The sequence below is a fragment of the Plantactinospora sp. ZYX-F-223 genome (assembly GCF_039649625.1).
Lineage (GTDB): Bacteria > Actinomycetota > Actinomycetes > Mycobacteriales > Micromonosporaceae > Plantactinospora.
In genome coordinates this window covers 126,634-151,178 of the sequence record NZ_JBDJAV010000022.1, presented here as the reverse complement: position 1 = coordinate 151,178, position 24,545 = coordinate 126,634, and the positions used below count along the sequence as shown (strand labels likewise).

Here is a 24,545-nt window from a genome sequence, read left to right as displayed (position 1 = left end):
TGGTCATGACGGTTGCTGGGCCGGCTCGGGCGTCTCGGTGCCCGGCGTGGCGGTCGCGGCCTCCTGCTCGCTGAGCCACCGGGTGTGGGTCTCCCAGGCGGACTGCTTGCTGGTGGCGAGCGCGGCGCCGATCTGCGTCCAGGAGGCGCCGGTCGCCCGCGCGGTGCGGACCGTCAACTGCCGGCCATAGGCCGCCTTGCGCATGATCACCTCGCCGAGTGCGAGCAGCTCCAACGCCTCCTCCCGGCTCAGCGGCCTGGCGTCCGGGTTGGCTGCGGGGTCGTCGTCCGGCTCGTCGGTCGGCGGTGCGAGCGCGTCCCGCAACCGGAGCTGGTCGAATCGAGCCGCAGCGGTCAGCAGGGTGAATCGCCGTTCCAATTCGTCAGGTGCAGTCATGTGGCCCACTCTGCCGTCAAGTCACCTTGACGTCAAGTTGACTTGACGATGGTGGTGTCGCCTGCCTCGGTCACGACTGGAACCCGAGAACGTGTTCCGTCGTTAGTCCCCGACGACGGCTCTTCCGCGACCAAGGAGCATCCGGTGCCGACTCGACTCAACCCGTACCTCAGCTTCAGCGGCAACGCCCGGGAAGCGATGGAGTTCTACCAGCGCGTCTTCGGCGGCAACCTGGTGCTCAACACCTTCGGCGAGTTCGGCGCCGAGGGCGACCAGGCCGACCAGGTCATGCACGCCATGCTCGAGACGGACAGCGGGTTCACCCTGATGGGTTCCGACGTGCCGCCGGAGATGGACTTCTCCCCGGGCAACGCCATCACGGTGAGCCTGAGCGGGGACGACATGGACGAGTTGCGCGGCTACTGGACCGTACTCTCCGAGGGCGGCATCGTGTCGGTGCCGCTGGAGCGGCAGATGTGGGGCGACGAGTTCGGCGCCTGCGCCGACCGGTTCGGCGTACCGTGGATGGTCAACATCTCCCCGCCGCGCGCCTGAGCCGAGCGAACCGGAAGTCTATGCTTGGCGACCATGCCCGAGGGCCACACCATCCACCGGCTGGCAGCCCGGCACCAGGAGCTGTTCGGCGGGGAGAAGGTGCTGGCCAGCAGCCCGCAGGGGCGGTTCGCTGAGGGAGCCGCGCTGCTCTCCGGGGCCGTACTCGAGCAGACCGAGGCGTACGGCAAGCATCTGCTGCACCACTATGCCGGTGGGCAGGCGCTGCACGTACATCTCGGGCTCTACGGGAAGTTCGCCGACGGGGACGGTGAGCCGCCCGCGCCGGTCGGCCAGGTCCGGTTGCGGCTGCACACCGACCTGCACTGGCTGGACCTGCGCGGCCCGACCGCCTGCGAGTTGCTCTCCCCGCCCGAGGTCGACGCGCTGCGGGCCAGGCTCGGCGCCGACCCGCTGCGCGCCGACGCCGACCCGGAGGCGCCGTACGCCCGGATCCGGCGCAGTCCCACCCCGCTCTTCGCGCTGCTGCTCGACCAGTCGATCGTGGCCGGTACCGGGTTGATCTTCGTCACCGAGGCGCTGTTCCGGGCCGGCCTGCCACCCACCACCCCCGGGCGGGACCTCACCCCGGACGGCTGGCGGAAGATCTGGGCCGACCTGGTGGCGTTGATGTCGGCGGCCGTCGAGACGGGCCGGATCGACACCGTGCACCCCCAGCATCTGCCCGAGGCGATGGGCCGGCCGCCCCGGGTCGACCGGCACGGCGGCGAGGTGTACGTCTACCGCCGGGCCGGACTGCCCTGCCACCTCTGCGGCACCGAGGTCCTCCGGGCCGACCAGGCCGGCCGCAACTCGTACTGGTGTCCCCGCTGCCAGCGGGCGCCGCGCCGGTCCCGGGCCAAGCGCTGAACCGGGCCCCTGTCTGGCAGGGGCCCGGTTTCCGGCGATCCGGTCAGGGTGTGACCCGGCGGATGGTCAGGTAGCCGGCTGCGGCGAACAGGGCGGCCAGCAGCGCCGGCCAGCCGACGAACCAGGCCGCCATCGGCTGGTCGGTCAGCCAGCCTCCGATGCCGGACCAGAGATCGAGCCAGGTGAGCAGCACGGCGAGACTGGCGAGCACGAGCAGGGTGGCGGTGCTCAGCAGCCACATCCCGGTCAGCCCGAACCGCTTGTAGAAGACCGCGACGAAGATGCCGAGGAAGCCGAGCAGGACGAACGGCATCGTGTAGGTCGCGATCTGGAGCAGCGGGTTAAGGTCGTCGATGAAGTTCAGCCCGAAGAACCGTAGCCGGATCCCCCAGCCGTCGGTGGCCTCCTCCATCAGTTGGCAGCAGAAGAGCAGCAGGCCGAAGACGACGGACTGGAGCACCAGGAAGAGCGCGGAGGCCAGGTAGAAGGTCCGCCGGATCACGCTCAGCGCCATGCTGAACGGCAGCAGTTGGGTGATCCAGGTGATGCTGGTGACGAAGACGACGAAGTAGATCGAGATCACCGCACCGGTCGTCGGGCTCTCGTCCCGGTCCCCGATCAGCAGGAAGAGGGCAAAGTTGATGGCGAAGATCATCATCAGCAGCAGCCAGGGCCAGCCGATGGTGTTCTGCCAGCCGACCAGTTGGACCCGGGTCATGGTCAGCACGCGGTTCATCGGGCGGTCTCCTTCCGGGTAGCGGTGGCGGCGCCGCCGGACCGGGCCTGTGCGGTGGTGAGCCGGATGACGATGTCCTGGAGCGAGACCGCTTCCAGGTCCAGCCCGAGCGCCTTCGCCTGGGCGCGTTCGGCGGTGCCGAAGCTGCCGCGCAGGGTCGCCCGGGCGTACCGGCCGAGGGCCTCCCGGTGCAGTTCCTCGTTGCGCGCGGCCAGCTCGTCGACGGCGTCGGCCGGTCCGGCGACGGTGACCACCTGGCCACGCAGGTCCTCGGCGGTGGTGTCCAGCAGCATCCGGCCCTGGTCCAGCAGCAGCACGTGTTCGAGCAGTTCGCCGACCTCGTCGATGAGGTGGGTGGAGAGCACCACGGTCCGGGGGTGCTCGGCGTAGTCGGTGAGCAGGTGGTCGTAGAAGAGGTGCCGGGCGACGGCGTCGAGTCCGAGGTACGGCTCGTCGAAGAGGGTCAGCGGGGCCCGGGAGGCGAGCCCGATGATGATGCCGAGCATCGAGTGCATGCCCCGGGACAGCTTCCGGACCTGCCGGCCCAGCGGCAGCCGGAAGTCCGCCAGCAGCGCCTGTGCGAAGTCCTCGTCCCAGCCGGGGAAGAGCAGCCGGGCCGACTCCAGGGCGTGCCGCACCTTGAAGTACTGCGGATAGGTCTGGCTCTCCTTGATGAAGCAGACCCGGGACATCACCGCCTCGTTCTCGTACGGCGGCTTTCCGTCGATGGTCAGCTCACCCGAGCTGGCCAGCAACTGCCCGGTCATGATCTGCATCAGGGTGGTCTTGCCGGCTCCGTTGCGGCCGAGCAGGCCGTGGATCCGGTTCTCCTCCAGGGTGAAGTTGACGTCGTCCAGGGCGGTGACGTCACGAAACCGCTTGGTGACGTGCTCGGCGCGCACCACCGTACTCATCGCCCCTGCTCCCATCGGTCGATCATGCGCTTCAGTTCGTTGGCATCGATGCCGAGCTTGCTCGCCTCGGTGAGTAGCGGGTGCAGGAACTGCTGGGCGAACTCCTCGCGGCGACGGTCCCGCAGTCTCGCGCGGGCGCCGGTGGCGACGAACATGCCGATACCTCGCTTCTTGTAGAGAATTCCGTCGTCCACCAACTGGTTGACGCCCTTGCCCGCGGTCGCCGGGTTGATCCGGTGGAAGGCCGCCAGTTCGTTCGTGGAGGGCACCTGGCCCTCCTCGGCGAGCGTGCCGTCGATGATCGAGTTCTCGATCAGCTCGGCGATCTGGAGAAAGATCGGTCGCCCGTCTTCCATCAGCCGGACCCGCCCGCCGCGCGCCGAAGCCCGGGCGGCGGTACGGCCGGGTTCAGCTTCGTTGGTTCATTACTCATGTAGCTAACCATCCAACCAACTCTCCTCCCTGTCAAGGTCGGAGAGTCGACACCCCGGGTTGTCCCGGCCACAGGCGACAGCGACAGCTTGCTATCGGTGTCCGCGTCCGTTGCTCGACCGGCTACTGAAGATCGAGAACGTGGGGGCCCCGCTGCCGCCGGCTCAGCGGATCGCCTCGATCGCCTTGCGGGCGGCGACCAGCACCGGATCCCAGACCGGGGCGTACGGCGGCGCGTAGCCGAGGTCGAGGCCGGCCATCTCGTCCACGGTCATCCGGTTCCACAGCGCCACCGCCAGCACGTCGATCCGCTTCGCCGCCTCGGAACGGCCGACGATCTGGGCGCCGAGCAGCCGCCCGCTGCGCCGCTCGACGATCAGCTTCACCGTCATCGGCTTCACCCCGGGGTAGTAGCCGGCCCGGTTCGTCGACTCCACCCGTACGGCGACGAACTCGAAGCCGGCCGCCGCCGCCTCGTCCTCGCGCAGTCCGGTACGCCCCACCTCCAGGTCGCAGACCCGGGTCACGGCGGTGCCGACTATCCCGGCGAAGGTGGCGTACCCGCCGCCGATGTTGATCCCGGCGACCCGGCCCTGCTTGTTCGCGTGGGTGCCGAGCGGCACGAAGACGGGCTGGCCGGAGACCCGGTGCACCGACTCGACGCAGTCGCCCGCCGCCCACACGCCGGGGGTGTCCACCACCCGCATCCGCAGGTCGACCCGGATCCCGCCGGTCGGGCCGATCGGCAACCCGGCCTCGGCCGCGAGGGCGGTGTTCGGGCGTACCCCGAGACCCAGCACCACGAGGTCGGCCGGCAGCGGGCCGTCCTCGGTGACCACGGCGGTGACCCGGCCGTCCCGGGTCTCCAGCCCGGTCACGCCGATCCCGCTGCGCACCTCCAGGCCCAGCCCGCAGAGCGCCTTGCGGACCAGGGCGCCCATGTCCGGGTCGACGGTCGACATCGGCTCGGGGCTCCGCTCGACCAGGCTGACCGACAGGCCGCGCTGGATCATCGCCTCGGCCATCTCGACGCCGATGTAGCCGCCGCCGACCACCACCGCCCGGCGCGGCGCCGGGTCGCCGTCCAGCCAGTCGATCAGCGCCGCGCCGTCGTCCAGGGTCTGCACCCCGAACACCCCGGCCGCGTCGGTGCGGGCCCAGTCCGGAGTCACGGGTACCGCGCCGGCGGCGTACATGAGCTGGTCGAAGCCCTCCCGGACCTCGCGCCCGCCGTTCTCCAGGTCCCGGGCCACCACCTCGCGCCGGTCCAGGTCGATGCCGACCACCTCGTGCCGGAGCCGCACGTCGACCTGGAAGTCCGTCCGGAACGTGGCCGGATCCCGGCTGACCAGTTGGTCCGCGTCGTCGACCAACCCGCCCACCCAGTACGGGATGCCGCAGGCCGAGTACGACGTGAAGTGGCCGCGCTCGAACGCCACGATCTCCAGGTCGGAGGCGTCCCGGCGGCGCCGGGCCTGCGACGCGGCGGACATCCCCGCCGCGTCGCCACCCACCACCACCAGCTTCTCAGCCATGGTCGGCGCTGCCCCGGGTACGCCGGATCAGGTCGTCCAGCACGTCGGGGATCTCGCGCCGCCTCGCGTACGCCGCCCGCTGCCGGGCGGCGCCGGTGCCGTGCGCCTGCAACCGGCTCAGCAGCGCGGTGACCAGGGGCAGGTCGCCGTGCCGTTCGAGGGCCGGCCGGAGCCGGTTGAAGAGCCGGCGCATCAGGTGCCAGGCGGGCCGCAGGCCGCCGTCGACCGGGTCGACGGCCAGCCCTTCGAGGCCGTCGCGTGCCGCCCGCCAGTGCGCCGCCACCAACATGTGGTGCGGCACCCGGGGCGCCGGCAGCCCGGCCGCGATGTCGGCCAGCGCGGTGTCGACCAGGGCGCGGACCAGGGCCGCGATCAGGATCGTGTCGTCCAGGCCCGGGCAGACGTCGCCGATCCGGATCTCCACCGTCGGATACTTCGACGACAGCCGGGCGTACCAGTAGAGCATTCCCTCGTCGAGCATCATCCCGGTGCCGGTCAGGTCGTCGACCAGGCTGTCGTAGTGTGCGTGCGACTCCAGCCAGGGCGTCGGCGCCACCGACGGCCAGCGCTCCCAGAGCACCGACCGCCAGCTCGCGTACCCGGTGTCCCGGCCTTCGTAGAACGGCGAGTTGGCGGTGGCGGCGTGCAGGATCGGCAGCGCCGGGCGGAGGTGGTTGAGCACCTGTACCGCGATCTCCGGCTCGGGTACCCCGACGTGCACGTGCATGCCATTCACCCCGGGCGACGGGACCAGCAGCCCGAACCGCTCGACCATCTGGTGGAACCGGGGGTTGTCCACCAGCGGCGGCACCGGACCGTCGACCGGGCCGGTGCCGACCGCGACCAGGCGTACGCCGGCCGCCTCGGCCGCGTCGGCCAGTCCGGTACGCAGCAGCCCGAGCGAGTGCCGCAGTGCGCTCAGTTCCAGGCCGGGCGGGGTGCCGATCTCGATCTGGCTGGTCTGGAATTCGTGCTGCACCTGCCCGCGCAGCTCGTCGGGCACCTCGGCCAGCACCGCCTCCACCGCGGGTGCCGCCGCGCCGGTCACCGGGTCGACGAGCAGGAACTCCTCCTCGACCCCGACCGTCAGCGGGTCTGGTCCGGCGTTCGGCGCAGGTCTCACCGGTGCGGCCATTCCATCGACCATCACCATCACCATCACCGCCCATTATTCGATTGGAACAGTGTCGCTGGCGCGACAGGTAGCTCATTACCCTCAGTGTCGATGCCGGAAAACTCCCCGGGACGCCATTCGCGGCATCAGCCCCGGTAGGGGCGTCCGGCCGGCGGTGACGCCGTGCCGGGCCGGCTCCGGCCGTGCGGTGACGCGCTGGTCGCCCGCATCATGCCGAAGGGCCGATCGGCGGCTGAGCATCCGGTCGGACTGCCGGGGGCGGGGAAGGCGAATGGTTGCCCGCGCTGGTTAGCCTGGGCACCGTGCCGGCGACACCCTTGAACTCCACCCCCGGCCGGGCGGGTCCGCTCGGCCGGGTGGCGGTGCTGCTGGGCTGGCTGGCGTACGCGCTGGTCCAGGTTGGCGCGCCCACCGGCCCGGCGGTCGAGGCGCTGGCCGGTGCCGCGGTGCTGGCCGCGGCGTCCCTGCTCGCGGTCGCCCTGGCCGGCCGCCTGCCGGCCGCTCGGGACGCCGACATCGACCGGGTACGCCAGACCGCCACGATCCGGCAGCGGTCCCGTCGGTTCCGGACGCCCCGCCAGCTCGATCCGGACGCCGCCGGCCGTCCCCGGCCCCGCGCGCCCTCGGTGCACCCCTCGGCCGGTTAGCGGCAGCACCGTCCGCCGCCACGCCGGTCGATTCCGTTCCGTGTAACCCGCCCGTACGCCCGCTTCCGCGCCAGGCGCCCGGACGGCTCCGTTCCGGACGCTCTCGCGAGCGGGACGGTCCCGCCCCCGGCTCCTCGGTGGCGGTTCCGACGTCGGGCCGTCCCGTCCGGCCGGGGGTGAGCCCGGTCCGGCGTTCCGGAATCGAGCCGAGGGGTTCTCCATGCTTGCCTTCGCACCACTCGACGGCGCTGTCGACGCCGCCGCGCACGTCGTCACACTTCTCGCCGCCACGGTGGAACCGCTGGCCGGGACCGGCGCCACCGCCGCCGCCATCGTGCTGTTCACCATCGGGATCCGGCTGTTGATCTCGCCGCTGAGTTGGGCGCAGATCCGGGGCGAGCGGCGCCGTGCCGCCCTGGCGCCCAGGATCCTCGAACTCCGGCGGCGACATCGTGACCAACCGGCCCGGCTCCAGGCCGAACTGGTCGCGCTGCACCGGGAGGCCGGCGTCTCGCCGTTCGGCAGCTTCCTGCCGGTGCTGGCCCAGGCGCCGTTCTTCTTCCTGATGTACCGGCTGTTCGCCGTGCCGGGCGACGCCGGCCCGGCCGCCGGTGCCGGCGGACTGCTCGCCGAGCGGCTCTTCGGGGTGCCGCTCGGGCAGCACCTCGGCGACGGGCTGGCCGGGGCGGCCGGGCCGGTCTTCGGCGTACTCCTCGGACTGCTGGTGTTGCTGGCCTGGTGGTCCTCCCGGCGGATGCGCCGGGCGGCGGGCCTGGCGGGGCCGGCCGACACCTCGGCGGGCGGTGCGGAGGTGCCCGGCGCGGCGGTACTGGCCAGGCTGCTGCCGCTGCTGCCGTACGGGACCGTGCTGGTCGCCCTGGTGCTGCCGCTGGCGGCGGTGCTGTATCTGGTCACCACCACCGCGTGGACCGGATTGGAACAGGTGGTACTGCGGCGGGGGTAGCGCATCGACAAGTGTTGACATGCGGGGGTCCGGGACGTACAACTCCTGAGAGAGCGCTCTCTCGCCTCCCCGTCCCCCGTAGGGCTCCCCGTCCCTCGTAGAGAGGCCCGCACACATGAACACCACCGGGATCGACCGGCCGGATGCCGCCGGCCGGACCACCAGACGGCGCCTCGCGCTGCTGGTGGCCGCCTCCACCCTGCTCGCCACGGTCCTCGGCACGGTGACCGTGACCGCCCGCGCCGCCATTCCACCTCCGGCCTCCGGCTGGAGCCTGGTCTGGGGCGACGACTTCACCGGCGCGGCCAACACGCTGCCCTCGTCGGCGAACTGGATCATCGACACCGGCACCAGCTATCCCGGTGGCCCGCCGAACTGGGGCACCGGCGAGATCCAGACGTACACCAACAGCACCGCCAACGTCAGCCACGACGGCGGCGGCAACCTGCGGATCACCCCGATCCGCAACGCCTCCGGCCAGTGGACCTCGTCCCGGATCGAGACCGTCCGCAGCAACTTCAAGGCGCCGGCCGGCGGCGTGCTGGCGATCGAGGGCCGGATCCAGATGCCGAACGTGACCGGCGCGGAGGCGGCCGGCTACTGGCCGGCGTTCTGGGCGCTCGGCGCGCCGTACCGGGGGAACTACCAGAACTGGCCGGGGATCGGCGAGTTCGACGTGATGGAGAACGTCAACGGGATCAACTCGGTCTGGGGCGTACTGCACTGCGGCGTCGCGCCCGGCGGGCCGTGCAACGAGTTCAACGGCATCGGCGCCCAACGGGCCTGCCCCGGCTCGACCTGCCAGTCGGCGTTCCACACCTACCGGTTCGAGTGGGACGCCTCGGTCAGCCCGCAGCAACTGCGCTGGTACGTCGACGGCCAGCACTACCACACCGTCACCCAGACCCAGGTCGGCTCGTACTGGTCGCAGATGACCGACCATGCCGGCTACTTCCTGCTGCTCAACGTCGCGATGGGCGGCTCGTTCCCGAACGGCGTGGCCGGCGGCACCACCCCCACCTCCGCGACCGTCTCCGGCCGGCCGATGCTGGTCGACTACGTCGCGGTGTACAGCCGGGGCGGTGGCAGCAACCCGACCAACCCGCCGACGACCCCGCCGCCGACCACTCCGCCGCCCGGCGGCACGGTGAGCGCGTACTCGACGATCCAGGCCGAGGCGTACAACGGGCAGCAGGGTGTCGCGGTCGAGGCGTGCAGCGAGGGCGGCCAGAACATCGGCTGGCTGGCCAACGGTGACTGGGTCCGGTACGACCGGGTCGACTTCGGCTCGACGCCGCCCCGGGACTTCGTGGCCCGGGTCGCCTCGGGTGCGGGCGGCGGGGTGAGCGGTCTGGTGCAGGTCCGGGTGGACAGTCCGACCGGTCCGGTGCTGGGCAGTTTCGCCATGGGCAACACCGGCGGCTGGCAGAGCTGGCAGTCGATTCCCGGCAACGTCTCGGCGGTGACCGGGGTCCGCACGGTCTATCTGACCTTCAGCAGCGGGCAACCGGCGGACTTCGCCAACCTCAACTGGTTCACCTTCCGGCGCTGAGCCCGGGCCCGCAGCCGAGTCTGCGGGTGCTCAAGGACTGGTCCGGCGTCTCCGGCTCCTCGGCCCACCGGAGACGCCGGACCACGGGTGCACGGTGTCCCCTCCGGATGTGGAGAGGAACCGTGCACCCTCTTGCATAAAACAGTTAACCTTCCTAATAATTAGCGGACAGTCGATGGCTGTGGACGCCCGACCGCCCGGTGGAGGACCGCATGAGACGCCGCAGAAGCCTTGTCCTGTCCGTAGTCGCCGGCCTCGTGGCGGCGGTCGGCGTCACCTGGTCAGCGCTGCCCGCGTACGCCGCCGGGCCGACCGCGACCTTCGTGAAGACCTCCGACTGGGGCTCCGGCTGGGAGGGGAAATACACCATCACCAACGGCGGGACCAGCACCATCAACGGCTGGTCGGTCGCCTTCGACCTACCCGCCGGCACCACGATGGGCAGCTACTGGGACGCGCTGCTGACCTCCTCGGGGCAGCGGCACACCTTCACCAACCGGTCCTGGAACGGCAGCATCGCGCCCGGCGGCTCGGTGTCGTTCGGCTTCCTTGCCACCGGCTCCGGCAGCCCGGCCAACTGCACGCTGAACGGCGCGGCCTGCGGCGGCAGCAACCCGACCACCCCGCCGACCACCCGCCCGCCGACCACGCCGCCCACCGACCCGCCGCCGACGAATCCGCCCACCTCCGGGCTGCCCAAGCACTTCCTCACCGGGTACTGGCACAACTTCGACAACCCGGCCGTCGAGCTGCGGCTGCGGGACGTGCCCGCCGAGTACGACGTGATCGCCGTCGCCTTCGCCGAGGCGACCGGTACCCCCGGCGCGGTCACCTTCGGGATCGACCCGGGACTGTCGGCCTCGGTCGGCGGCTACACCAACGCGGACTTCACCGCTGACGTGCGGACCGTCAAGGCGCGGGGCAAGAAGGTCATCCTCTCGGTCGGCGGCGAGACCGGGCGGGTCGCGGTCAACGACGCGGCCTCGGCGACCAACTTCAGCGACAGCGTCTACAGCCTGATCCAGCAGTACGGCTTCGACGGTGTCGACATCGACCTGGAGAACGGGCTCAACCCGACGTACATGGCGCAGGCGCTGCGGTCACTGCGCGGCCGGGTCGGGTCGGGTCTGATCATCACGATGGCGCCGCAGACCATCGACATGCAGTCGCCGGCGGCGTCGTACTTCAAGCTGGCGCTGGACATCCGGGACATCCTCACCGTCGTGCACACCCAGTTCTACAACTCCGGCTCGATGCTCGGCTGCGACCAGTCCTTCGCGTACTCCCAGGGCACGGTCAACTTCATGACCGCGCTGGCCTGCCTGCAACTCGAAGCCGGGCTCCGGCCCGACCAGGTGGCGCTCGGACTGCCCGCCGGTCCCGGTGCGGCCGGCGGCGGCATCGTCGCGCCGAGCCTGGTCAACCAGGCGCTGGACTGCCTGGCCAGGGGGACGAGCTGCGGCAGCTTCCGCCCGCCGCGCACCTACCCGGGCATCCGGGGCGCGATGACCTGGTCGATCAACTGGGACGTCAGCAACGGCAACACCTTTGCCCGGACCGTCCGGCCGCACCTGAACACGCTGCCCTGACCGGGTGGCACACCGGCGACGCACCGGTGCCGGGCCGCCGTCAGCGGGTGCTGGCGGCCTGGCGCCGGTGCGAGCGTCGGCGCAGCTTCTTCAGCACCCAGAACCCGATCATCACCACGAACACGGCCAGCAGCCCGTAGTCGAGGTAGCTGGCGTACCTGTCGATCTGCTGCCACCGGGACCCGAGCCCGTAGCCGAGGCCGACGAAGATCGCGTTCCAGATGCCGCTGCCCAGCGCGGTCAGCGCCAGGAACCGGCCCACCGGCATCCGTTCGGCGCCGGCCGGGATCGAGACCAGGCTGCGGACCACCGGGATCATCCGCCCGAAGAAGACCGCCCAGGAGCCGTACCGCTCGAACCAGCGGTCGGCCCGGTCCAGGTCGTCGGTGTCGACCAGCGGGACCCGGTCCAGCCAGCGCTTGAGCCGGTCCTCGCCCAGCGCCGCGCCGAGCCAGTAGAGCAGTACCGCGCCGAGCACCGAGCCGGCGGTGGCGGCCAGCGCCACCAGGACCACGTTCATCCGTCCCTCGCCGGCCAGGTAGCCGGCCATCGCCAGCACCAGCTCGCTCGGCACCGGCGGGATGATGTTCTCCAGCGCGACCAGCAAGCCCACCCCGGGTACGCCCATCGTGTCAATCACCCCGGCTATCCAGCCGGTCAGCCCACCGAGTTGCGTCGGGTCCACGTCCTGGGCGAGGGCCACCGCGCACCCACTCCTTCGTCGGCTCGTAGCTCGGCTCAGGGAAAGCCCCGGGGGGAAGAGGACTCCATACCCCGTGATCACCGCGGCTACACCGACCGGGATCGGGAGCCGAGGCTCCGATCCGGTTTGCCGGCGCGGCCGACCGGAAAAGAGCTTCGGCTATGACGGACCGGTGGTACGCCGAGGCGGTCGTCTACTGCCTCGACATCGACACGTACGCCGACTCGGACGGTGACGGGATCGGCGACATCAAAGGCCTGATCGGCCGCCTCGACTATCTGGCCCGGCTCGGGGTGACCTGCCTCTGGCTGCACCCGATCCATCCCTCGACGCAGCGCGACGACGGCTACGACGCCACCGACTTCTACGGCGTCGACCCCCGGCTCGGCACCCTCGGCGACTTCGCGGAACTGCTGCACCAGGCCGCAAACCGGGGCATCCGGATCATCATCGACCTGGTGGTCAACCACACCTCGGACCAGCACCCGTGGTTCTCCTCCGCCCGGTCCTCGCCGGATTCGCCGTACCGGGACTGGTACGTCTGGTCGGAGGAGGAGCCGCCGGACCGGCGCCAGGGCATGGTCTTCCCGGGCGAGCAGGACGAGACCTGGAGCTACGACCGGACCGCGAAGGCCTGGTTCTACCACCGCTTCTACCGCTTCCAGCCGGATCTCAACTTCGGCAACCCGGCGGTACGGGCCGAGATCAAGAAGATCATGTCGTTCTGGCTCCAGCTCGGCGTCGCCGGGTTCCGGATCGACGCGGCGCCGTTCATCATCGAGCTGACCGAGCCCGGCAACCCGGACTCGCCCAAGGACTTCGAGTTCCTGACCGAGCTGCGCCAGCACGTCCAGTGGCGCCGGGCCGACGCGCTGCTGCTGGCCGAGGCGAACGTGCAGCCGGCGCAGCTCGTCGACTACTTCGGCGACAGCGGCGGTTCCGCCAACCGGCTGCACATGCTCTTCGACTTCATGCTGAACGGCCGGCTGATGCTCGCGCTGGCCCGGCAGGATCCGGAGCCGATCATCGATGCGCTGCGGGACACCCCGGCGCTGCCGGCCGGTGCCCAGTGGGCCACCTTCCTGCGCAACCACGACGAGATCGACCTCTCCCGGCTCACCGCCGAGCAGCGGGCCCAGGTGTACGCGCAGTTCGGCCCGGACGAGAACATGCGGATCTACGACCGGGGCATCCGGCGCAGGCTCGCCCCGATGCTCGGCAACGACCGGCGCCGGATCGAGCTGGCGTACTCGCTCCAGTTCTCGCTGCGCGGCACCCCCGTGCTCCGGTACGGCGAGGAGATCGGGATGGGCGAGGACCTGTCGCTGCCGGGCCGGGAGTCGATCCGTACCCCGATGCAGTGGTCGGTCAAGCCGAACGCCGGCTTCTCCAGCGCCCCCGCCGACAAGCTGGTCCGGCCGGTGATCGACAGCGGCGAGTACGGCTACGAGCAGATCAACGTCACCGCGCAGCGGCACGACCCGACGTCGCTGCTCGCCTGGTTCGAGCGGATGACCCGTACCCTCCGGGAGGCCCCCGAAATCGGCTCCGGCTCGTGCACCCACGTCGACCAGGAGATGCCGCCCGGGGTGCTCGCGCACCGCGCCGACGGCCCGACCGGCTGCATGCTCTTCCTGCACAACCTCGGCACCCGGCCGGCCGTCGTCAACCTGGGCGCGCTGTATCCGGAGGCGGACATGCCGAACGACGTGCTCGCCGACCGCGAGTACCCGCCGGTCGGCAAGCTCGACGCGCTGGACCTGGCCGGCTACGGCTACCGCTGGATCCGGCTGCACCGCTCGGAGTCGGTCGAGTGAGCTGTCCCGTCAGGTGGTGGCGCGGGTGCGCCGCAGCCAGAGCAGGCCGAGCACCGGCAGCACCAGCGGGATGTAGCCGTAGCCGCCGCCGAAGTCCGACCAGACGGTGTCGTCCGGGAAGAGCGCCGGGTCGAGCAGGCTCAACGCCCCGACGCTGAGCACACCGACGAGTTCCACGGTGCAGCAGACCAGCGCGGTGCGGCGGCCGGCCCGGTCGCCTCGGGCCAGCCCGACGGTCGCCACGATGTAGATCACGGCGGCGAGCGCGGAGAGCAGGTAGGCGACCGGCGCCTCGTCGAACTTGGTGATGATCTGCACCCCGGCCCGGCAGCTCGCGGCGATGGCGAACAGGATGTAGACCGCGACCAGCGCCCGGCCCGGGCCGCTGTTCACCCGCCGGGGCGGCCTGTCCGGGGTTGCCGTCCCGGTGCTCATCGTCTCAGCCACCCGGAACCTGCCAGGTCTGTTGCAGGCGTACCACGACCACCGGGATCACCAGGCAGACCACGGTGACGATCACCGAACCCCAGCGGGTCGGCTCCATCCTGGCCAGCACGCCGGCCAACGGCGGCAGGCAGACCAGGGTGACCAGGTAACCGGCGAAGGTGCCGGCCTCGGCGGGCTGCTCGCCGCCGACCCAGGCGACCACCGCCGCGGCGGCGAGCGCGAGCAGGACCAACTCCAGCACGGCCAGGCCGGCGAGGTGGGAGACGTCCGGCGGCCGGTTCCGCATGGTGGTCACCAGGCTCCAGGCCGCGAGTACCAGCGACAGCACGATCGAGGACGCGACCAGAAAATCGTTCATCGGCCGGCCCGGGGGTGGGTGCCGGTGCGAGATGGCAGCGCGGCGGCGCGGGACGGGTCTCGACTCACCGTCGCAGTCTACTAACCGACGTAGTAGGACGTCGGCCGGGGCGTCTGGTCCGACCTGCGTGTCGGTGAGCACCGCTCCCCGCCGACGACTTCCATGATATCAGCGTGGCGACCCTTTCGCGTCGGCACGAATGATGATTTCCCAGCCCTGAACCGTACATATGCTCGCCGGAAGCCCACGCCTGCACTCACCGGGGGAGCACTGTGTCCGACGCCAGAACTCAGGAGATCGCCGCCGAACAACGCGTCGTCGACCGGGTCTACGCGCGGCTCGACGTGATGCGGGAGCAGGCGACCGCCCTCGCCGACGAGGGTAACCGGAGGGCGGTGGCCGGGCCGCTCACCGGGCTGGTCGAGCGTGACGCGATGGCCCACCGGGCCGCCACCCGGTTACGGGCGCTCGACGCCGAAGCGGAGGGGCTGGTCTTCGGCCGGCTCGACCTCGACGACGGCGAGACCTACCGCATCGGACGGCTGGGCGTACGCGAGGGTACGGAACCGCTCCTGGTCGACTGGCGGGCGCCGGCCGCCGCGCCGTTCTACCGGGCCACCCCGGTAGCGCCGCTCGGCGTGGTACGCCGTCGGGTCATCATCTGCCGAGGTCAGCAGGTCGTCGACCTCGACGACGACGTACTGTCGCCGGACGACGCCGGTGACCTGCGGGTACTCGGCGAGGGTGCGCTGCTGGCCGCGCTGCGCCGCTCCCGTGGCCCGCACATGCGCGACATCGTCACCACGATCCAGCGGGAACAGGACGAGGCCATCCGGGCGCCCGCCCGGGGCGTCACCCTGATCACCGGCGGGCCGGGAACCGGCAAGACCCAGGTCGCACTGCACCGGGCGGCGTACCTGCTCTACACCGACCGGGGCCGGTTCACCGACGGCCGGATCCTGGTGGTCGGTCCCTCGACCGTCTTCACCAACTACATCAGCCGGGTCCTGCCCTCCCTCGGCGAGGAGAGCGTGCACCTGCGCGCCGTCGGCGAACTGGTGCCGGGCGTGACCGCCACCCGCCGGGACCGGGCGGCGGTTGCCCGGATCAAGGGCGACGAGCAGATCCGGGACGTGTTGACCGAGGCGATGTGGCAGACGCCGCCGACGGCGCCGGAGCGGCTCCGACTCGTCTACGCCGGACAGGTGCTCACCCTCGACGGGGACGACCTGACGGCGGCCCGCCGCCGGGTACGCACCCGGTGCGAGGCGGCCGGCACGATGCCCAACGCCGCACGTCCGGCCGCCGCCGCGATCCTGCTGGACGCCCTCTGGAGCAGGCTGGACGGCCGGCATCTCGACCGGGAGCTGTTCGCCGAGGAGGTCGGGGACCGGGGCGAGTTCCACCGCTTCCTCCGGGCATGGTGGCCGGTGCTGACCCCGACGGCCGTACTCCGTTGGCTCGCCGACCCTGCCCGGGTCGTCGGCCTGGACGACCGGGACGCCGACCTGCTCGCCGCTTCCTACCGGGACCGGCCCGACTGGTCCGTGGACGACGTGCCGCTCCTCGACGAGCTGACCGAACTGCTCGGCGAGCCGCCCGCCCGGCCGAAGGCGCCGGAGCCCGAGTGGCGGCTGCGCGAGCTGACCACCGGCACCCGCGCCGTGCAGACCTTCGTCCTCGGCTGCGGGCTGCGCGAGGGTTGGGAGCTGTACGCGCCCGGACATCCGACCCCGATCGCCCTCGCCGGTCCGGGGATCGACAACGACGCGATCGCCGCCGCCCAGCGCTGGGCCGAGGCCGTCATCCTCCGCGAAGGGCACCGGGTGGTCGGCTGGACCGACGGGTTCGACCCGCACGGGGAGGAGGGCTATGTGCCGGTGCTCGCCGAGCCGCTGCCGGTGACGGAGCCCGACGACGACCCATCGGTCGACGAGCCCTACCTGCACGTGATCCTCGACGAGGCCCAGGACCTGTCGCCGATGGAGTGCCGAATGATCGCCCGCCGCGCCGAGTACGCGTCGATGACGGTGGTGGGCGATCTCGGGCAGGCGACCCATCCGCTGGCGGCCGACTCGTGGCCCGCCCTGCTGACCCGGCTCGGCAAGCGCGAGGTCCGGACGCTGGAACTGCTGACCGGATACCGGGTACCGCAGGTCATCGCGGAGTACGCGGCCCGGGTCCTCGACCCCGGCATCGTGCCGACCCGTTCGTACCGGCCCGGCGGAACGCTGTCGGTGCGGCGGGTCGACGATCTGCACGCCGCGGTTCGGGAGGCGGCCCGGCAGGCGCCGCGCGGCACGACCGTCGCGGTCGTCGCCGCCGACGACACGGCCGACGAACTGGCCGGACTCGTCGACGTGCCCGACGTCGCCGTGGTGCCGGCCAGCCTCTGCAAGGGACTGGAGTACGACCATGTGGTCGTGGTGGAGCCGGCCGAGATCGTGGCCGCCGAACCGCGCGGCCTGAACCGGCTCTACGTCGTGCTGACCCGGGCCGTCGCGGGCCTGGCCGTCCTGCACCGCGACGCGCTGCCGGAGGCCCTGCGCGACTGAGCTCCGCCTGTCCTGCGCGTACTCCCGGGGCACCGGGCGATCATGGCGGGAATATCAGTACCTTCTATGATTGGGGTCACCCCCGACCGCCACCCTCACCGGGAGCCCCACCGCGTGGACCTGTCCGGCATCGACGCGGTCTCCGCGCTGCTGATCGCCGGTGGTGTGGTGCTCTTCTCCCTCCTCGTCCTCGCCGTGGTGGCGGACCGGCCGAGGACCCCGCGACCCGATCCTGAGCGGCTGCGCGCCGCCGTCGAGGAGCTGGAGGCGTACGCGGTGGCGACCCAGACCGACGCCGGCCGTGCCACCGCCGTCGCCGCCGCGGCCCGGGTGGCGCTGGCCGAGGCCGAACGGCACCGGGACGAGGCGTGGGCGGACCAGGAGGCGGCCGAGGGGGAGTACGACCGGGCCCGGCAGGCGGTAGTCGCCGGCCGGCAGGCGGCGGACAGCGCACCGGTCCGCGACCCCGAGCCCGATCCGGAGCGGGACCGTGCGGTGTCCCGGGCGGCCCTGGCGGCGTACCGGCGGGGAGATCTCTCGCTGCCGCAACTGCGCGAGGTGTTCCGGCGTACCGGGAACTGGGACCCGGCACAGGAGGAGCGGGAGCGGCTGCTGGACGTCGCCCGGATGCGGCTGGCCGAGGCGCGACGGGCGTACGACCGGGCCGCCGTCCGGGCCCGGCGGGCCGAGCAGGAGGCCCGGGCCGCCGAAGCCGTCGCCTGGGAACTGCTCTCCGAGGCGAACCGGTCGGTGGCCGAGGTGCGGGAGGCGTACCACACGGTCCAGCGGTTCACCCAGCGGCGCGGCCGGACCCGGCGGCGCCGACGGCGGACCGGTTAGGTCGGCCGGGCCGGCCCCGACCGGGTGTGTTAGGAAGAATTCCCTGCTCACAGCGGCGCGAAGAGGGGATTCCCGTGCTCACGTTTGGACTGTTCGGCACCGGTCATTGGGCGGCGGAGGTGCACGCGGCCGCACTCGCCGGACATCCCCGGGCCCGGCTCGCCGGCGTCTGGGGCCGGGACCCGGCCAAGGCCGAGGCGCTGGCCGCCCGGTACGGCGTACCGGCCTACTCCGACCCCGACGCGCTGATCGAGGACGTGCAGGCGGTCTCCGTGGCGCTGCCGCCGGACGTACAGGCCGATCTGGCCGTGCGGGCCGCTACCGCCGGCCGGCATCTGCTGCTCGACAAACCGCTGGCGCTGAGCCTGCCGGACGCCGACCGGGTGGTGTCGGCCGCCGCGCAGAGCGGGATCGCATCGGTGGTCTTCTTCACCAACCGCTTCCAGCCGGCCATCGCCACCTTCCTGGCCAGCGCGGCGGCCACCGGCGGCTGGCACGGCGCCCGGGGCGTGCACTACGCGTCGATCTTCCAGCCCGGCAACCCGTACGGCGGATCGGCCTGGCGGCGGGAGCACGGCGCGCTCTGGGACGTCGGCCCGCACGCGGTCTCGCTGATCCTGCCGGTGCTGGGCCAGGTGACCCAGGTCGCCGCGATGGGCGGACCCCGGAACAGCGTGCACCTGACGCTGGCGCACGGCGAGACCGCGACCAGCACCCTGTCGCTGGCCCTGGACGCCCCGCCCGCCTCGACCGCCTTCGAGTTCGCTTTCCACGGCGAGGACGGCATCGACGTCGTCCCGCAGCGCGACGGCACGCCGGTCGATGCGCTCCGGCTGGCCGTCGAGCAGCTCTGCACCGAGGTCGACAGCGGCACCCGCGACCAGCAGTGCGACGTGCGGTTCGGTCGGGACGTGGTGGCGGTGCTCGCCGCCGCGCAGACCGCCCGGGAACAGGGCCGCACCGTCACCCTGCCGTCCTGATCCCGACGTCCGCGGGGTCGGGCCGCCCCGTGCCGGCCCGACCCCCGCGGACTGCCTGGCCGGCGGCTCAGGCCGTGCCGACCCGGGCCAGCAGTTCCGGGCCGTGGGCCGCCAGCCGCCGGTGGGCGAGCCGTCCCAGCACCCAGGCGAGGAGCAGGCCGCTGGCCACCCCTACCGGGGTGGCGGACCAGAGCATCGCCGGGTCGCCGGCCCGGGTGCCCTGGTAGAGCAGCCAGGCGGTCGGCCCGGCGACCACCGTGAGCAGCCCGAGCATCAGCCAGACCAGCCCGCCGACCGGGCCGCCGTCCTCACCCGGATTGCCGCCCCGGCGGTGCGGGTCCGCCATCCGGATCGGCACCAGTACCGAGACCAGCACGACCAGCCCGGAGCCGCCGCCGAGCACCACCGGCAGCAGCCCGGTCACCCAGGGCAGGGTCCACCAGTGCACGGCGCCGACCAGGCCGGCGAGGGTGAGTACCACCGCCAGCGGCGCGACGACGAGCAGCCAGGCGACCTGCCGGGCGCGTACGTCGGCGCGTTCGGCCCCGGGCGCCATCAGGGTCATCCAGAGGGCGGTCCCGTCGGAGCTGTAGAGGTGTGCCGAGCAGGAGACCAGCATGATCGCTACCACCAGGCCGGCCAGCGGCAGCAGGTCACTGATCCGGATCACCAGCGGCAGCAGCACGAAGACCAGCCCGTAGACCAGGGCGAAGCTGAGGTAGTGGATCCGGACCAGGTCCCGCCACCAGGTACGCAGCTCCTTGCCGAGTACGGCGCGGAACGCGGAGCCCGCCGGCGGCCGGGCGGCCGTACGCCGGGCCACCCGGGAGACGGGTGCGGCGGACGGTCGGTCCAGCAGCCAGGCCCAGGCGAGCAGGGCCAGGGCGGTCAGCAGGGCCAGCCCGGCGAGGGCGGCGGCGACCAGCGCCCAGTCGCCCCGGTGCGCCGAGGAGACCGCGACGACCGGCCAGCCGGACGGCACGATCCGCAGCGCCCGGGCGGCCGCGGCCGGCAGCCCGTCGGCGAACGGTCGGGCGCTGCCGCCCAGCGCCACGAAGACCACCCAGCACTGCGCCATCCCGGCGGTGATCACCGCCCAGGGCAGCGCACTCAGTGCGGCACTCGGTCGGCCGCCCAGCACCGCCCCGAGGGTCGCCACCACCAGTCGGGCGAGCGCCACCAGCAGGAGTACCAGCAGGATCGCGGCCGGCACGCCGACCAGCGCCGGTACGACGCCGAGCCGGGCGCCGTACGCCACCAGGGCGGTCGCCGAGACCAGGGTGACCGCCGGGCCGACCCCGGTCAGCGCGGCGCCGTACAGGCCGAGGAGCAGGTCGCGGCGGCGCACCGGAAGCAGCGTCAGGTGTTCCCGGCGGATGCCCAGGTCACCGCCGCCGCCCAGGGCCGGCCCGGCCAGCCAGCCGACCAGCGTGCCGGCCAGGGTCAGGGTGAGCAGGTCACCGGCCCGGGCCGGGGTGCCCCGGCCGGCGAGCCAGATCATGCCGACCGCTCCGGCCAGCCCACAGAGGGCACCGAACCCGACGTTGTAGCCCTGGGTGCCACGCAACGACCGGCGCAGCAGCGTGAGCCGCAGCTCGATCAGGACGCCAACCACGACAGCTCCTCCCCGTTCGGCACCGGTGCGCCGACCAGCTCGACGAATGCCTCCTCCAGGCTCCGGCCGCCCCGGACCTCGGCCAGCGGGCCGGCCGCCACCACCCGGCCCCGGTCCATCACCCCGACCGAGTCGCAGACCTGCTCGACCAGCGTCATCACGTGGCTGGAGAGCAGCACCGAGCCGCCCCCGGCGACGAACCGGCGCAGGATGGCCCGGATGGTCGCGGCCGAGACCGGGTCGACCGCCTCGAACGGCTCGTCCAGCACGAGCAGCCGGGGCGCGTGCAGCAGCGCGGTGGCCAGGCCGATCTTCTTGCGCATCCCGGCCGAGTAGCCGAGCACCAGGGTCCGGTCGGCCCGCTCCAGGTCCAGTACCCGGAGCAGCTCGTCGATCCGCCCGGCCAGCAGGTCGGCCGGCATGCCCCGGAGCCGCCCGAAGTAGCCGAGCAGTTCCCGGCCGGTGAGCCGCTCCGGGAAGGCCAGCCCGTCCGGCAGTACCCCGACCTGGCGCTTGGCCTCGATCGGGTCCTGCCAGACGTCCACGCCGAAGATCTCGGCGCGACCCGCGTCCGGCCGGAGCAGCCCGACCGCCATGGAGAGGCTGGTGGTCTTGCCGGCACCGTTCGGGCCGACCAGGCCGAAGAACGAACCGGCCGGGACGGTCAGCTCGACGGAGTCGACGGCGGCGGTGTCGCCGAATCGCTTGGTCAGCCCGACGAGCCGCAGCGCGGCCGGCCCGGGCTCCGCCGGCTGGGAGACGTTGATATCCATGCCGATAACGCTAGGAATTTCCGGTGCCGACCACGATGGGGGCGGGTACCGGGCAGAGGTGTAGCTAGCCCCACCCCCGCCCGGCGCCTTCCGGCACTGCCGCCGCCGGCCGGGACCGGCCAGACTTGACCGCATGACAACCAGAGCGGTACGCGCCGCCGGGCTCGCCCTGCTGCACACAGCGGCGCTGGCCGGGCTCGGCCTGGCCGGGGCGGTGGCGCTGCTGGTGCATCTGGTCTTCTTCGTGCCGGGCTTCGGGCTCGGCCTGCTCTTCCTGGTGCCGGTGCCGATCCTGGCCGGGCGGCACCTGACCGACATGGTGCGGCGGCTCGCCGGCGCCGGCCCCGGTACGCCGCTCGGGTCGCCGTACCGGCCCCGGCCGGAGCCGCCGCAGCCGGAGGCGGACGGCCGCTACCTGCACGACAACCGGCTCTACCGGCGGCCCTGGGTGCCCAAGTTCCTCCGCCTGCTGGACTGGCTGCTCGGCGATCCGGCCACCTTCCGCGACCTCGGCTGGATGACTCTCACTCCGGCGGTCGGGCTGCTGCTCGGCGGCCTGCCCGTCGTGCTGGTCGGCGCCGGCGGCTGGTACGCGGTGACCGCCGCCGGCCGGCACTGGTGGGCGGTACCGGCCGGACTCGCCGTCGCCGCCGCCGGGCTGGCGGTGTCGCCCTGGCTGCGTACCCTGCACCTGCGGTGGACCCGGTGGTGGCTGGCTCAGACCGATCGGCAGCCCGGCCGCCTCCGCGTCTGGTACGGACGTCAACTCCTGCTGCTGCTCCGGCTGCTCTCCCTGCTCGGGCTGAGCCTGCTCGCCCTGCCCCTGGCCGCGCTCTGCGTCGTCGCCCTGCTGCTGACCTACGGGCTGGGCATCGTGGTGGTGCTGCCACCGGTGATCCAGAACATCCGGTGGCTGCCGGAACTGCGCCGACACCTGGCCGGGCGGTGGAGCGGGGTGGCGGTGGAGTCGCCGTACCTGCCCCGGCCCAGGCCGGACCGCCGGCCTGACGGCCGCTACCAGGTGGGCAACCACCTCTACCAGACCGAGCGGTGGGCCGCGTACGACCTGCGGCTGCGCTGGCTCACCCGGGACCGGGCGAGCTGGCGGGACGTCGGATGGTTGCTGCTCGACCCGGTGGTCGGCGGGCTGTCCCTGGCCGCCCCGCTCGCCGCGATCGGCTACGGGATCTTCGGGCTGGCGATGCCGAGGCTGTGGATGCTGGTCGGGCTGCGGGCGGACGGCGGCACCGACTGGTACGCCTCGGTCGCCGGACACGACGCGGCGGCGGTGCCGGTCGGGCTGGCCCTGGCCGCACTCGGCCTGCTGGCCGCCCCGGCGGTGCTCCGGCTCAACGGCCGGTGGACCGCGCTGCTGCTCGCCCCGACCGCCCGGGCCAAGCTGGCGATGCGGGTGCAGCGGCTCACCGAGACCCGGGCCGACGCCACCGAGGGCCAGGCCGCCGAGCTGCGCCGGATCGAACGCGACCTGCACGACGGCGCCCAGGCCCGGCTGGTCGCGATGGGGATCAACCTCGGCAACATCGAATACCTGCTGGACAAGGACCCGGAGGCCGCCCGGGCGCTGCTGGCCGAGGCGCGGCAGGCGTCGGCCAAGGCACTCACCGAACTGCGCGACCTGGTCCGGGGCATCCATCCGCCGGTACTCGCCGAGCGCGGTCTCGTCGACGCCGTCCGGGCACTCGCCCTGGACACGCCGGTCCGGACCGAGGTCACCGCCGCGCTGCCCGGCCGGCCGGAGCAGCCGATCGAGTCGGCGGCCTACTTCGCGGTGAGCGAGCTGCTCACCAACGCGGTGAAGCACGCCCGGGCCGCCCGGATCACCGTCCGACTCGGGTACGCCGACGGCCGGCTGCGGATCGTGGTCGCCGACGACGGACGCGGTGGCGCGGACGAGGCGCGGGGCAGTGGACTGCGCGGCATCGCCCGCCGGCTCGGTACATTCGACGGCGTCGTCGACCTGAGCAGTCCGCCGGGCGGCCCGACGACGGTGACTCTGGAGGTGCCGTGCGCGTTGTCCTCGCCGAGGACCTCTATCTCCTGAGGGACGGCCTGTCCCGGATGCTGACCGCGCACGGCTTCGACGTGGTGGCGGCGGTGGAGACCGGTCCGGAGCTGCTGGCGGCGCTGCTGGAGCTGCGCCCCGACGTGGCCGTGGTGGACGTACGCCTGCCGCCCACCCAGACCGACGAGGGGCTCCAGGTGGCGCTGGCGGCCCGCCGGGAGGTGCCCGGGCTGCCGGTGCTGGTGCTCTCCCAGCACGTTGAGCAGCTCTACGCCCGGGAACTGCTCGCCGACGGCACCGGCGGGGTCGGTTACCTGCTCAAGGACCGGGTCTTCAACGCGGAACAGTTCGTCGACGCGGTCCGCCGGGTGGCCGGCGGCGGCATGGCGATGGACCCCGACGTGATCGCCAAGCTGCTCGCCCGGAGCAGCCGGGACGCGCCGATGGCCCGGCTGACACCCCGGGAGCGGGAGGTGCTGGAGCTGATGGCCGAGGGGCGGTCCAACAGCGCCATCGGGCAGCGGCTCTTCCTCAGTGAGAGTGCGGTCGGCAAGCACACCGCCAGCATCTTCGGCAAGCTCGACCTGGCTCCGTCGGACGACGACAACCGCCGGGTGCTGGCCGTTCTGGCGTACCTGAACGGCGCTGCCGGCGGTTGACGTCTGCTCAGCCGGCGGTTACCTCCGGCCGCAGAGCGCGTTCCCGACCAGGGTGTCGGCGGTGCGCTGCTGTCGCAGGTGGTCGGCTCGCGAGTGGCCCAGCACACTGGACATCGAGACCACCACACTGCGTCGGCCGTCGGCCGTGACGCCGTTGTCGGCGATGTAGCCGCCGTGGCTCCAGTACGTGCCGCCGGACGGCAGCGCGCCGGCAGCGGGTCAGGAGAGTTCGATGATCGCGTTGCCGATCTCGGCGGGGGTCTGGAATTGCTCGACCGGCAGCGACTGGAGCAGCTTGAGAGTCTGGGTGTCGACGCCGGTCTCCTGGGCCCAGCGCACCAGGTCCTCCTTTGACACCGGGTAGTCCAGTCCGGCGAGCGACTCCTGCAACTGGATCGCGTTAGCTCGCATACCTGGTCGTTTACCCGGTCCAGTCCCACCCACACCAGGGGT

The 24,545-nt window shown here is 72.5% G+C and carries 24 protein-coding genes; 12 read left to right on the top strand and 12 right to left on the bottom strand.

The window, feature by feature from the left end:
* Positions 1–3: 3 nt before the first annotated feature.
* The gene (locus AAH979_RS22905) at positions 4–396 is read right to left on the bottom strand and encodes a hypothetical protein (RefSeq protein ID WP_346260159.1); all 393 of its coding nucleotides are present in this window, start codon (positions 394–396) and stop codon (positions 4–6) included.
* A 144-nt stretch (positions 397–540) separates the two neighbouring features.
* Between AAH979_RS22905 and AAH979_RS22900 the strand changes: the two genes are divergently transcribed.
* Both AAH979_RS22900 and AAH979_RS22895 read left to right on the top strand, forming a co-directional pair.
* Positions 541–951 (top strand): VOC family protein, encoded by a 411-nt coding sequence (locus tag AAH979_RS22900; protein WP_346260158.1) that lies wholly within the window; start codon positions 541–543, stop codon positions 949–951.
* A gap of 33 nt (positions 952–984) precedes the next feature.
* A complete protein-coding gene (locus tag AAH979_RS22895) occupies positions 985–1,818 on the top strand; it encodes a DNA-formamidopyrimidine glycosylase family protein (protein ID WP_346260157.1) in 834 nt (277 codons plus the stop codon).
* 43 nt (positions 1,819–1,861) lie between these two features.
* Here the strand turns inward: AAH979_RS22895 and AAH979_RS22890 are convergent, their stop codons facing one another.
* The 5 genes from AAH979_RS22890 to AAH979_RS22870 form a co-directional block, all read right to left on the bottom strand.
* Positions 1,862–2,554, bottom strand: a complete 693-nt coding sequence (locus tag AAH979_RS22890; protein ID WP_346260156.1) for an ABC transporter permease — start codon at positions 2,552–2,554, stop codon at positions 1,862–1,864.
* Complete coding sequence (locus AAH979_RS22885; protein ID WP_346260155.1) at positions 2,551–3,468, bottom strand: ABC transporter ATP-binding protein; 918 nt, start codon at positions 3,466–3,468, stop codon at positions 2,551–2,553. The genes AAH979_RS22890 and AAH979_RS22885 overlap by 4 nt, the downstream gene beginning before the upstream one ends.
* Complete coding sequence (locus tag AAH979_RS22880; protein WP_346260154.1) at positions 3,465–3,824, bottom strand: GntR family transcriptional regulator; 360 nt, start codon at positions 3,822–3,824, stop codon at positions 3,465–3,467. Before AAH979_RS22880 ends, AAH979_RS22885 begins: the two co-directional genes overlap by 4 nt.
* 240 nt (positions 3,825–4,064) lie before the next feature.
* Entirely contained in the window at positions 4,065–5,435 is a 1,371-nt protein-coding gene (locus tag AAH979_RS22875; protein WP_346260153.1) for an FAD-dependent oxidoreductase, read from the bottom strand.
* Positions 5,428–6,570, bottom strand: a complete 1,143-nt coding sequence (locus AAH979_RS22870; protein ID WP_346260152.1) for a glutamate--cysteine ligase — start codon at positions 6,568–6,570, stop codon at positions 5,428–5,430. Before AAH979_RS22870 ends, AAH979_RS22875 begins: the two co-directional genes overlap by 8 nt.
* 302 nt (positions 6,571–6,872) lie before the next feature.
* Between AAH979_RS22870 and AAH979_RS22865 the strand changes: the two genes are divergently transcribed.
* From AAH979_RS22865 to AAH979_RS22850, 4 genes are all read left to right on the top strand, one after another.
* On the top strand, positions 6,873–7,217 hold the full coding sequence (locus tag AAH979_RS22865) for a DUF6412 domain-containing protein (protein WP_346260151.1): 345 nt from the start codon (positions 6,873–6,875) through the stop codon (positions 7,215–7,217).
* Positions 7,218–7,437: 220 nt separating this feature from the next.
* On the top strand, positions 7,438–8,181 hold the full coding sequence (gene yidC / locus AAH979_RS22860; protein ID WP_346260150.1) for a membrane protein insertase YidC: 744 nt from the start codon (positions 7,438–7,440) through the stop codon (positions 8,179–8,181).
* A gap of 115 nt (positions 8,182–8,296) precedes the next feature.
* Positions 8,297–9,733: a carbohydrate-binding protein gene (locus AAH979_RS22855; protein ID WP_346260149.1), complete on the top strand. Its 1,437-nt coding sequence runs from the start codon at positions 8,297–8,299 to the stop codon at positions 9,731–9,733.
* A gap of 212 nt (positions 9,734–9,945) precedes the next feature.
* Positions 9,946–11,322, top strand: a complete 1,377-nt coding sequence (locus AAH979_RS22850; RefSeq protein WP_346260148.1) for a cellulose binding domain-containing protein — start codon at positions 9,946–9,948, stop codon at positions 11,320–11,322.
* Between the two features lie 40 nt (positions 11,323–11,362).
* Here AAH979_RS22850 and AAH979_RS22845 read toward each other — a convergent pair whose 3' ends face one another.
* A complete protein-coding gene (locus AAH979_RS22845; RefSeq protein WP_346260147.1) occupies positions 11,363–12,025 on the bottom strand; it encodes a DedA family protein in 663 nt (220 codons plus the stop codon).
* Positions 12,026–12,186: 161 nt separating this feature from the next.
* On the opposite strand from AAH979_RS22845, the gene AAH979_RS22840 reads away from it, so the two are divergent.
* Positions 12,187–13,842, top strand: coding sequence for an alpha-amylase family protein (locus tag AAH979_RS22840; protein WP_346260146.1), 1,656 nt, complete (start codon positions 12,187–12,189; stop codon positions 13,840–13,842).
* A gap of 9 nt (positions 13,843–13,851) precedes the next feature.
* On the opposite strand, the gene AAH979_RS22835 is transcribed toward AAH979_RS22840, so the two are convergent.
* Positions 13,852–14,277 carry a hypothetical protein gene (locus tag AAH979_RS22835; protein WP_346260176.1) on the bottom strand — a complete coding sequence of 142 codons (426 nt, stop codon included), beginning with the start codon at positions 14,275–14,277 and terminating at the stop codon, positions 13,852–13,854.
* Positions 14,278–14,281: 4 nt separating this feature from the next.
* Positions 14,282–14,647 (bottom strand): hypothetical protein, encoded by a 366-nt coding sequence (locus AAH979_RS22830; protein WP_346260145.1) that lies wholly within the window; start codon positions 14,645–14,647, stop codon positions 14,282–14,284.
* A 272-nt stretch (positions 14,648–14,919) separates the two neighbouring features.
* Between AAH979_RS22830 and AAH979_RS22825 the strand changes: the two genes are divergently transcribed.
* The 3 genes from AAH979_RS22825 to AAH979_RS22815 all read left to right on the top strand — a co-directional run bounded on the left by AAH979_RS22825 (position 14,920) and on the right by AAH979_RS22815 (position 19,022).
* Complete coding sequence (locus AAH979_RS22825; protein ID WP_346260144.1) at positions 14,920–17,202, top strand: UvrD-helicase domain-containing protein; 2,283 nt, start codon at positions 14,920–14,922, stop codon at positions 17,200–17,202.
* A gap of 114 nt (positions 17,203–17,316) precedes the next feature.
* Positions 17,317–18,042, top strand: coding sequence for a hypothetical protein (locus AAH979_RS22820; protein ID WP_346260143.1), 726 nt, complete (start codon positions 17,317–17,319; stop codon positions 18,040–18,042).
* A 74-nt stretch (positions 18,043–18,116) separates the two neighbouring features.
* Entirely contained in the window at positions 18,117–19,022 is a 906-nt protein-coding gene (locus AAH979_RS22815; RefSeq protein WP_346260142.1) for a Gfo/Idh/MocA family oxidoreductase, read from the top strand.
* Positions 19,023–19,089: 67 nt separating this feature from the next.
* Here AAH979_RS22815 and AAH979_RS22810 read toward each other — a convergent pair whose 3' ends face one another.
* Both AAH979_RS22810 and AAH979_RS22805 read right to left on the bottom strand, forming a co-directional pair.
* Positions 19,090–20,637, bottom strand: a complete 1,548-nt coding sequence (locus AAH979_RS22810; RefSeq protein ID WP_346260141.1) for a hypothetical protein — start codon at positions 20,635–20,637, stop codon at positions 19,090–19,092.
* Positions 20,622–21,410: an ABC transporter ATP-binding protein gene (locus tag AAH979_RS22805; protein ID WP_346260140.1), complete on the bottom strand. Its 789-nt coding sequence runs from the start codon at positions 21,408–21,410 to the stop codon at positions 20,622–20,624. Before AAH979_RS22805 ends, AAH979_RS22810 begins: the two co-directional genes overlap by 16 nt.
* A gap of 133 nt (positions 21,411–21,543) precedes the next feature.
* Here AAH979_RS22805 and AAH979_RS22800 point away from each other — a divergent pair, with 133 nt between their 5' ends.
* Positions 21,544–23,472, top strand: coding sequence for a sensor domain-containing protein (locus AAH979_RS22800; RefSeq protein ID WP_346260139.1), 1,929 nt, complete (start codon positions 21,544–21,546; stop codon positions 23,470–23,472).
* Positions 23,436–24,092, top strand: a complete 657-nt coding sequence (locus AAH979_RS22795; protein WP_346260138.1) for a response regulator transcription factor — start codon at positions 23,436–23,438, stop codon at positions 24,090–24,092. Before AAH979_RS22800 ends, AAH979_RS22795 begins: the two co-directional genes overlap by 37 nt.
* A 219-nt stretch (positions 24,093–24,311) precedes the next feature.
* Here AAH979_RS22795 and AAH979_RS22790 read toward each other — a convergent pair whose 3' ends face one another.
* Positions 24,312–24,503, bottom strand: coding sequence for a DUF2795 domain-containing protein (locus AAH979_RS22790; RefSeq protein ID WP_346260137.1), 192 nt, complete (start codon positions 24,501–24,503; stop codon positions 24,312–24,314).
* Positions 24,504–24,545 lie beyond the last annotated feature (42 nt).

What these genes read in the sequence shown, in the direction of transcription:
- AAH979_RS22875 (WP_346260153.1), bottom strand. Translation starts at nt 5,435, where the DNA reads ATGGCTGAGAAGCTGGTGGTGGTGGGTGGCGACGCGGCGGGGATGTCC.
- yidC (WP_346260150.1), top strand. Translation starts at nt 7,438, where the DNA reads ATGCTTGCCTTCGCACCACTCGACGGCGCTGTCGACGCCGCCGCGCAC.
- AAH979_RS22800 (WP_346260139.1), top strand. Translation starts at nt 21,544, where the DNA reads ATGACAACCAGAGCGGTACGCGCCGCCGGGCTCGCCCTGCTGCACACA.
- AAH979_RS22805 (WP_346260140.1), bottom strand. Translation starts at nt 21,410, where the DNA reads ATGGATATCAACGTCTCCCAGCCGGCGGAGCCCGGGCCGGCCGCGCTG.
- AAH979_RS22880 (WP_346260154.1), bottom strand. Translation starts at nt 3,824, where the DNA reads ATGGAAGACGGGCGACCGATCTTTCTCCAGATCGCCGAGCTGATCGAG.
- AAH979_RS22885 (WP_346260155.1), bottom strand. Translation starts at nt 3,468, where the DNA reads ATGAGTACGGTGGTGCGCGCCGAGCACGTCACCAAGCGGTTTCGTGAC.
- AAH979_RS22890 (WP_346260156.1), bottom strand. Translation starts at nt 2,554, where the DNA reads ATGAACCGCGTGCTGACCATGACCCGGGTCCAACTGGTCGGCTGGCAG.
- AAH979_RS22850 (WP_346260148.1), top strand. Translation starts at nt 9,946, where the DNA reads ATGAGACGCCGCAGAAGCCTTGTCCTGTCCGTAGTCGCCGGCCTCGTG.
- AAH979_RS22790 (WP_346260137.1), bottom strand. Translation starts at nt 24,503, where the DNA reads ATGCGAGCTAACGCGATCCAGTTGCAGGAGTCGCTCGCCGGACTGGAC.
- AAH979_RS22840 (WP_346260146.1), top strand. Translation starts at nt 12,187, where the DNA reads ATGACGGACCGGTGGTACGCCGAGGCGGTCGTCTACTGCCTCGACATC.
- AAH979_RS22905 (WP_346260159.1), bottom strand. Translation starts at nt 396, where the DNA reads ATGACTGCACCTGACGAATTGGAACGGCGATTCACCCTGCTGACCGCT.
- AAH979_RS22895 (WP_346260157.1), top strand. Translation starts at nt 985, where the DNA reads ATGCCCGAGGGCCACACCATCCACCGGCTGGCAGCCCGGCACCAGGAG.
- AAH979_RS22855 (WP_346260149.1), top strand. Translation starts at nt 8,297, where the DNA reads ATGAACACCACCGGGATCGACCGGCCGGATGCCGCCGGCCGGACCACC.
- AAH979_RS22830 (WP_346260145.1), bottom strand. Translation starts at nt 14,647, where the DNA reads ATGAACGATTTTCTGGTCGCGTCCTCGATCGTGCTGTCGCTGGTACTC.
- AAH979_RS22870 (WP_346260152.1), bottom strand. Translation starts at nt 6,570, where the DNA reads ATGGCCGCACCGGTGAGACCTGCGCCGAACGCCGGACCAGACCCGCTG.
- AAH979_RS22835 (WP_346260176.1), bottom strand. Translation starts at nt 14,277, where the DNA reads ATGAGCACCGGGACGGCAACCCCGGACAGGCCGCCCCGGCGGGTGAAC.